This is a genomic window from Burkholderia sp. HAN2018, from assembly GCF_024704855.1.
Classification (GTDB): domain Bacteria; phylum Pseudomonadota; class Gammaproteobacteria; order Burkholderiales; family Burkholderiaceae; genus Burkholderia; species Burkholderia cepacia.
In genome coordinates, this window is the sequence record NZ_QOBB01000379.1 from 1 (window position 1) to 7962 (window position 7962).

The following is a 7962-nucleotide window of genomic DNA, read 5'->3' on the forward strand; positions in this document are numbered from 1 at the left end:
GCGCTGGCCGCGGGTGACGGCGCGCGGATCGGCGGCGTGGACGCGGTGGCGTTCGCACGCGGCCGGGCGGCCGAGGTGCTGCTGTTCGACGTCGCCTGAAACGCAAAAGGGGACGCAGGGCGGTGCCCGCGTCCCCTTCGAGGATGCCGCTCCGCGGAGCGGCCCCGCCGGCTTACTGCGCCGGTGCCGACGCGGCCTTGGCCGCGCGATGCTGCTGCCAGCGCTCCTTCATCTTCTCGTGGCGCTGTTCCATCTTCGCGAACTGCTGCTTGAGCGCCGTGCTGACCGTGGTCTTCTGCTGGTCGTTCAGGCCGTTGTAGAACGTGAGCCACGCAGCGGACGTCTGCTCGCGCAGTTGCGCGTTCTGCTGCTCGGCCTGCTGGCGCGCGGCGTGCATCGCGCTCAGGTCGAGGATCGGCTGGTTCTGCTGCGCCTTGAACTGCTCGCGCAGCTGCTCGTGGCTCTTGCGCATCGCGTCATGGTTCTGCTTCATCGTGTTGACGGCGGCCTGCCACTGCTGTTCCTGCGATGCGTTGAGCTTCAGCTGGTCGTGCAGTTTCATGATCACGCCGAACGGGCCGCCGTCGTGCCCGCCGTGCATCTGGTGGGCGCCGGGGCCGCCCGGAGGCGGCATGTCGCCGGGTTGCGCGGCGTGGGCGGTGCCGAATGCGAGAGCGAGCACGGTGGCGGCCGCGATGGCCACGCGGGAAGTCTTCTTATACATTTCAGAAACTCCTTGTATCCAAAGGGTCCGGCGATGCGGTGCCGGGAAAGCCGTGTACCGCATCCGGTAAGACGCAGGTTAGCGAGGCAGGCCCCGGCCGATGTTACGTGGCGCGGTGGCCGGGTTACCGCGCATTACAGTTCCCTTGCGCGGTAACCCGCAGTAACCCTTTCGTCCCTTTGTTTCGTTCTTCGACTCCGCCCTCGCGCGGTAAACTTCGAGCCATGACTACCCAGATCCTCATCGTCGACGACGACCAAGAACTCCGAGACCTGCTGCGCGACTATCTCGTGCGCCAGGGGATGGAAGTGTCCGTGCTGCACGACGCGGCGACGCTCGAGAAACGCCTCGAGCGCGAGCGACCCGACCTGATCGTGCTGGACCTGATGATGCCGGGTGTCGACGGCCTGACCGCGCTGCGCCAGTTGCGCGCGGCCGGCGACGACATCCCCGTGATCATGCTGACCGCGCGGGCGGACGACGTCGACCGCATCGTCGGGCTCGAGCTCGGCGCGGACGATTACCTCGGCAAGCCGTTCAACCCGCGCGAGCTGCTCGCGCGCGTGCAGGCCGTGCTGCGCCGCCGCCGCGCGACGCCGTCGGCGGCGGCGCCCGAGCAGCGCGAGCCGTTCGGATTCGGCCGCTTCGTGCTCGACTTCCAGGCGCGTACGCTGTCGGTCGACGGCAAGCCGGCCACGCTGTCGAGCAGCGAATTCGCGCTGCTGAAGATCTTCGTGAACCATGCGCTGCGCACGCTCACGCGCGAGCGGCTGCTCGAGCTGCTGCACGGGCCCGAGTACGACGGCACCGACCGCGGCATCGACGTCCAGGTGTGGCGCCTGCGCCGCATTCTCGAAACGGATCCGTCGACGCCGCGCTTCATCCAGACGGTGCGCGGGCGCGGCTACGTGTTCGTGCCCGACGGCGAGGCCCATGCGCAAACCCATTGATTCACTGTTCGGGCGGCTGGCGCTGCTCGTCGTGGGTGTCCTGCTCCTGTCGCACTTCGCGTGGTTTTTCGCGATGCGGCTCGAGCGCAGCCAGATGCAGACGCGCTACGCGGTCGAAGAGGCCGCGTTCCTGGTCGACGCGGTGCGCCAGCACGTCGAGCGCACGCCCGACCAGCCGTTGCCGTCGCGTGTGCGGCTCGTGGCGCCGGACAGCGCCGACGTGCCGAACGGCGATCCGTCGAGCCTGCCGGCGGCGCTCAGGCGGTTCCGCGACGACGTGAGCGAGCGGATGCCGCCCGGCACGCGCGTCGAGCTCGGCGCACCCGGCCATCCGCCGGTGCTGTGGGTAAAGGAGCCGACCGACCGCAACTGGATCGTGGTGCCGGTGCAGCCGCTGCGGCCGCCGCGCTCGCTCGACCGGATGCTGCTGTGGCTCGGCACGATCTTCTCGGCCGGCGTGATTGCCGCGCTGTTCGCGGCCTGGCAGCTGCAGCAGCCGTTGCGTTCGCTTGCGCGCGCGGTCGCGCGCTTCGGCCGCGGCCAGCCGGTGCCGCCGTTGCGCGAGCGCGGCCCGCGCGAGCTGCGCCAGCTCACGCACGGCTTCAACCAGATGGTGGAACAGGTGTCGCAGGCCGAAAGCGACCGTGCGGTGATGCTGGCGGGCGTGGCGCACGACCTGCGCACGCCGCTTGCGCGGATGCGGCTGCGGGCGGAAATGATGGACGACGTCCGGCTGCGCGACGGCGTCGTGCGCGACGTCGATTCGATGTCGCACATCGTCGACCAGTTTCTGGTGTTTGCCCACGGCGGGTCCGATCGCAGCGAGCCGGTGCCGGTCGATCAGGCGTGCGAGCGGATCGCACGCAGCTATCGCGCGGTCGCGCCGAATGCGCCGACGGTCCAGACCCGGCTCGACGCCGATCCGGGCTTCCGCCTGCCGACGGCGACGCTCGACCGAATCCTGTCGAACCTGCTGGACAACGCGCATGCGTATGGTGCGCCGCCCGTGCTCGTCGAGACGGCACGCACGCCGGCCGGCTATGTGCTGTCGGTCAGCGACAGCGGCGGCGGGATCGCCCCGCGCGATCTCGCGGCGGCGACGCGGCCGTTCGTGCGGCTCGATCCCGCACGCGGCGGGAACGGCCACAGCGGGCTCGGGCTCGCGATCGTCGAGCGGCTCGTACTCAGGCTGGGCGGGGCGTGCGACATCGGCAACCGCCCCGAAGGCGGCCTGCGTGTCGCGATGACGTTCCCGTTCGAGGCCGTGCCGAAGGACGAACCCCACGCACAGGCCGCTTGAGCGGCTGCGGCGCCGGCCCGGCCGGGCTGGCGCCGCGTGGCATCATTCGCCGAACAGCGTGCCGAGCGTCTCGGCCGCGTTGCTGTCGATGGTGTTGTAGGTCACGCTGGTGGCCTCGAAGATGTAGACGGTCGTATACCGGCCGAGGCGCTCCAGGATTTCTTCCTGCAGCGATTCAGGCACGACGTTCATGTTGAGGTACCATGCCGTCGACGACAGCCGCGTCTGGAACGACCCGTATTCCTGCATCAATTCGTAGAACGCGTCGGCATCCTGATCGCGGCAGACGATCACCAAGTTTCCTGCCATTCCCTTTCCTCCCGCTCGTCGATCGATCCCCAGGGCCTGCGGACACCGGGAACGCGCATGCGTTGCCATCGGTACGGCCGCAACCGACCCCAGGGGCCAGCCCCGATCATACCCGCTTAGTCGTATCGGGCTGATGACGCCCGACATGGTTTGCGCGTGCGTGCGGCGGGCGGGTTCCCGGCCGGGCCGGATCACGGCATAATTCGGGCCTGCGTGCCGGCCGAAGGAGTGCGGCCGGGCTGCTTGTACCGCGCACCCGTCATTCGCCCGCGCGCCAGGCACGATCCGTGCACCGCCTGCGCCGTTCCCGGACGGTTGTACCTGAAATACAGGTTGGTGTAGTGTCGTGCCGTCGCGGGCCGGCACGTCCGGCGCGCGGCAGCGCGTGCACGCACGGCGCACCGCGCACCGCGCTCGCGCGCGATCGTCAGTCAATCGAATTACCGCACCCGTGCGCTTTGCCATGAATCAACATCGACTGCCGGCTTCGTTCGGCCTTACCGGGGAGGGCGCCTGATGAACGTCGGATTCTTCAATCCGAACCGGACCGCCAACGCGTCCGCATGGCGTGTTCTGCCGAACCGGTGGGATTTCATCGCGTTTCCGCTGATCATCTGCCTGATCGCGATGGCGGTCGTCGGTTTCCACGAAACGATGGCGCCGATCGGCACCCTGCAGACGCAGAAGATCTCGCTCGACCCGTCGAACCTGCCCGAATACGCGCTGCGCACCACGCTGCGGATGCTCGCCGCGATGGTCGCGTCGCTCGCGTTCACGCTCGTCTACGGCACGCTCGCGGCCAAGAGCCGCCGTGCCGGCATGGTGCTGATCCCGATCCTCGACATCCTGCAGTCGGTGCCGGTGCTCGGCTTCATCTCGTTCACCGTCACGTTCTTCCTTGCGCTGTTCCCGAGCCGCGTGCTCGGCGCCGAGCTCGCGGCGATCTTCGCGATCTTCACGAGCCAGGCGTGGAACATGACGTTCAGCTTCTACCAGTCGCTGCGCACGGTGCCGCGCGACCTCGACGAAGTGTCTCGAGGCTTCCACCTGACGTCCTGGCAGCGCTTCTGGAAGCTCGAAGTGCCGTTCTCGATGCCCGGCCTGATCTGGAACATGATGATGTCGATGTCGGGCGGCTGGTTCTTCGTCGTCGCGTCGGAGGCAATCACCGTCGGCAACCAGACCATCACGCTGCCGGGCATCGGCGCGTATCTCGCGCAGGCGATCTCCGACAAGAACTTCGGCGCGATCGGCTGGGTGATCCTCACGATGACCGTCGTGATCCTCGCGTACGACCAGTTCCTGTTCCGCCCGCTGATCGCGTGGGCCGACAAGTTCCGGATGGAGAACACCGCGTCGGGCGACGCGCCGCAATCCTGGCTGCTCGACCTCGTCCGCCGCACGCGCCTGATTCATCAACTGCTCGTGCCGGCCGGCTGGTTCTTCGCGAAGGCCGCGCGGATTCCGCTGCGCCTGCCGCTGTCGGGCGCGATGCGCTTCACGCTGCCGAAAGTCGAGAAGAAGGCGTCGCGCACGGTCGACATCGCATGGGCCGCGCTCGTGCTGCTCGGCACGGCCTATATCGTGTGGCGCGTCGTCAGCTTCGTGTCGACCGGCGTGACGATGGCCGAGGTCGGCCATGTGGTCATGCTCGGGCTCATCACGCTGCTGCGCGTGGTCGTGCTGATCGCGATCGCATCGGTCATCTGGGTGCCGATCGGCGTGTGGATCGGGCTGCGTCCGCGGCTCGCCGAGAAGCTGCAGCCGCTCGCGCAGTTCCTCGCCGCGTTCCCGGCGAACCTGCTGTTCCCGGTATTCGTGATCGTGATCGCGCGCTTCCACCTGAACGCCGATATCTGGCTGTCGCCGCTGATCGTGCTCGGCACGCAGTGGTATATCCTGTTCAACGTGATCGCCGGTGCGACGTCCTACCCGAACGACTATCGCGAAGCGGCGACGAACTTCCGCATTCGCGGCTGGCAGTGGTGGCGGCAGGCGATCCTGCCCGGCATCTTCCCGTACTACGTGACCGGCGCGATCACCGCATCGGGCGGCGCGTGGAACGCGAGCATCGTGTCGGAAGCCGTGCAGTGGGGCAATACCAGGATCGAGGCGCACGGCCTCGGTGCCTATATCGCGCAGACCACCGCCGCCGGCGACTTTCCGAAGATCATCCTGGGCATCGCCGTGATGTCCCTGTTCGTTACCCTGTTCAACCGCCTGCTGTGGCGTCCGCTGTATGCCTTCGCCGAAGCGAAGCTGCGGCTCGACTGAGACCGATTGAGAGCGAAACGCGATGCACAATCCGAATGCTGTAAACGCCCCCGTCCAGACGAACCAGCCGCCGCGCCTCGGTGAGGAAATCCTGCGCGTCGACCACGTCTGTCGCGGCTTCAACAAGACGCAGGGCGAGCTGCTCGTGCTCGACGATGCGAACCTGTCGCTGCGCGAAGGCGAGATCGTCGGCCTGCTCGGCCGTTCCGGCTCGGGCAAGTCGACGCTGCTGCGCATCATCGCCGGGCTGATCGAGCCGACCGGCGGCGAGGTGACCTACCTCGGCAAGCCGCTGCGCGGCCCGGCCGAAGGCGTCGCGATGGTGTTCCAGACCTTCGCGCTGTTCCCGTGGCTCACCGTGCTGCAGAACGTGGAGGCCGGGCTGGAAGCGCTCGGCGTCGGCGCGCGCGAGCGGCGCGAGCGTGCGCTCGCCGCGATCGACCTGATCGGTCTCGACGGTTTCGAGAACGCGTACCCGCGCGAGCTGTCGGGCGGCATGCGCCAGCGCGTGGGCTTTGCGCGCGCGCTCGTCGTCGACCCGACGATCCTGCTGATGGACGAGCCGTTCTCCGCGCTCGACGTGCTGACCGCCGAGACGCTGCGTACCGACCTGCTCGACCTGTGGACGCAAGGCCGCATGCCGATCAAGTCGGTGCTGATCGTCACGCACAACATCGAGGAAGCGGTGTTCATGTGCGACCGGATCCTCGTGCTGTCGTCGAATCCGGGCCGCGTGATCGCCGAGATCAAGGTGCCGTTCAAGCATCCGCGCAACCGGCTCGACCCGGCGTTCCGCAAGCTGGTCGACGACATCTACGCGAAGATGACGGCCCGCCAGACCGGCGAGGCGACGAAGAAGGGGCTGGAGCTCGGCAGCTGGCTGCCGCAGGTGTCGACCAACCTGATGGCCGGCCTGATCGAGACGCTCGCGATGGCGCCGTACCACGGCCGCGCGGACATGCCGGAAATTGCGCGCACGCTGCACCTCGAGGTCGACGACCTGTTCCCGATCGCCGAAGTGCTGCAATACCTCGGCTTCGCGGACGTGCGGGAAGGGGACGTGTTCCTGACGCCGCCGGGGCGCGTGTTCGCGGAATTCGGCACGCAGGAGCGCAAGCTGATGTTCGCGGATCACCTGTTGAAGCACGTGCCGCTGGCCGCGCGGATCAAGAAGGTGCTGAACGAGCGCCCGGGCCATCGCGCGCCGCGCGTGCGCTTCGAGCAGGAGCTGGAGGATTTCCTGTCGGACGGTGCCGCCGAGGAGACGCTCGACGCGGTGATCGACTGGGGGCGTTACGGCGAGATCTTCTCGTACAACGACCAGACGGAGATTTTCAGTCTCGAGGACGTCGAGACCTGAAGCCGGCCAGGTCTCGACAGCATCCGGCGGACACGGCGCGAATTCCATGACCTATGACTGAAAAAGGGAATCTGTACGCCGTCGCGGTGGAAACGTTTGACCTGGTGCTCGTATCCGTTATCGACTCCCCGGGTCCACAGATCTTTCGGGCGAAGGTCGAGCGCATCTATTCCAGCGGCAAGAGCATCACGCCGGATCGCCTCGGGGTGGTGATCGAGTTCTGCGGCGGCCCGCCGACTTGGGGCAATGTACCGCTTCAGGCCGGTGAGTGCGCCCTCATGTTCGTGAGAGTGCAGGCCGGCATGCTCCATGAATATCCGTGGCGCGGACACATGGTGCTGGAGGAGATGGACGGGGAATCGTACGCCAGGCTGCAGATTCCCGAGTTGTGGTTGAGGGACGATCTGCCGGAAGCCGTGAAGGCCGCGACGTGTCCGCATCCGACCAGGCGGAATGCGTCGATCGTCAGGCTCGGTGTGCTGGAGCATTACCTGATGGACTTGATCGGAAAGTCGGCGCGCTGAGCCGAGCGCGCGATTCATGCGCAATGATTCGCGCCGGCGCGGTTGGAGCCGTCGCAGGGCGGTCGATGTCCGGGCCAGCCGCCGGCGCGCGGTGCCTCCGCTACTGCAAATTCCCCCACCGATCGACCGCCGGCTCCGCCGACGCCCACTTCCAGTGCGTGCCCTGCTGGCACGCATTCGCGAAAAACCAGTCGGCCTTGTCGCCGTCCTTCACCGAGAACGCGAATTCCTTGCACAGCGCGAGCGCCGACGAGTACGCGCGCGTGACGCGCACTTCGCCTTCGCCGTTTTCGAGCGGCAGCGTGTTCTTCACCTTCCACGGCTTCACTTCGCCGACGGCGAGACTGCCGGCCGTCTTCGCGATCGCGTCCTGCTGATTCTGATGGAGCTGCTTCATCGTGCGGTTCACGGCTTCGTCGGTCGCGGCCTGCACGGCGATCCCGACGCCGACGCCGACCGCCGGGTTCGCGGTGACGAGGCCCGTCGCGGCGCCGGCAAGCGCGCCGCTCGCCGCGCCGACC

General features: G+C 67.7%; 8 protein-coding genes and 1 pseudogene. 6 read left to right on the forward strand and 3 right to left on the reverse strand.

The features are described from left to right. A pseudogene (locus tag DPV74_RS39625) lies at nucleotides 1–99 on the forward strand (pirin family protein); the annotation flags it as partial. 73 nt (nucleotides 100–172) lie between these two features. Here DPV74_RS39625 and DPV74_RS39630 read toward each other — a convergent pair. Continuing rightward, nucleotides 173–724, reverse strand: coding sequence for a periplasmic heavy metal sensor (locus tag DPV74_RS39630; protein ID WP_119339170.1), 552 nt, complete (start codon nucleotides 722–724; stop codon nucleotides 173–175). 224 nt (nucleotides 725–948) lie between these two features. Here DPV74_RS39630 and DPV74_RS39635 point away from each other — a divergent pair, with 224 nt between their 5' ends. Continuing rightward, nucleotides 949–1674 (forward strand): response regulator, encoded by a 726-nt coding sequence (locus tag DPV74_RS39635; protein ID WP_021158495.1) that lies wholly within the window; start codon nucleotides 949–951, stop codon nucleotides 1672–1674. Beyond that, nucleotides 1658–2974 carry an ATP-binding protein gene (locus DPV74_RS39640; RefSeq protein WP_059697659.1) on the forward strand — a complete coding sequence of 439 codons (1317 nt, stop codon included), beginning with the start codon at nucleotides 1658–1660 and terminating at the stop codon, nucleotides 2972–2974. Before DPV74_RS39635 ends, DPV74_RS39640 begins: the two co-directional genes overlap by 17 nt. A gap of 42 nt (nucleotides 2975–3016) precedes the next feature. Here DPV74_RS39640 and DPV74_RS39645 read toward each other — a convergent pair whose 3' ends face one another. Next, nucleotides 3017–3283, reverse strand: coding sequence for a hypothetical protein (locus DPV74_RS39645; protein ID WP_027786765.1), 267 nt, complete (start codon nucleotides 3281–3283; stop codon nucleotides 3017–3019). Between the two features lie 516 nt (nucleotides 3284–3799). Between DPV74_RS39645 and DPV74_RS39650 the strand changes: the two genes are divergently transcribed. From DPV74_RS39650 to DPV74_RS39660, 3 genes are read left to right on the forward strand one after another with little or no spacing between them, the layout of a single operon-like run. Continuing rightward, complete coding sequence (locus DPV74_RS39650; RefSeq protein ID WP_027786766.1) at nucleotides 3800–5557, forward strand: ABC transporter permease subunit; 1758 nt, start codon at nucleotides 3800–3802, stop codon at nucleotides 5555–5557. 22 nt (nucleotides 5558–5579) lie between these two features. Further along, nucleotides 5580–6917 (forward strand): AAA-associated domain-containing protein, encoded by a 1338-nt coding sequence (locus tag DPV74_RS39655; RefSeq protein ID WP_027786767.1) that lies wholly within the window; start codon nucleotides 5580–5582, stop codon nucleotides 6915–6917. Nucleotides 6918–6970: 53 nt separating this feature from the next. After that, nucleotides 6971–7441, forward strand: a complete 471-nt coding sequence (locus tag DPV74_RS39660) for a hypothetical protein (protein WP_119339171.1) — start codon at nucleotides 6971–6973, stop codon at nucleotides 7439–7441. Nucleotides 7442–7541: 100 nt separating this feature from the next. Here DPV74_RS39660 and DPV74_RS39665 read toward each other — a convergent pair. Continuing rightward, nucleotides 7542–7962: hypothetical protein (locus tag DPV74_RS39665; protein WP_119339172.1), on the reverse strand; the 421-nt coding region annotated here is incomplete at its 5' end.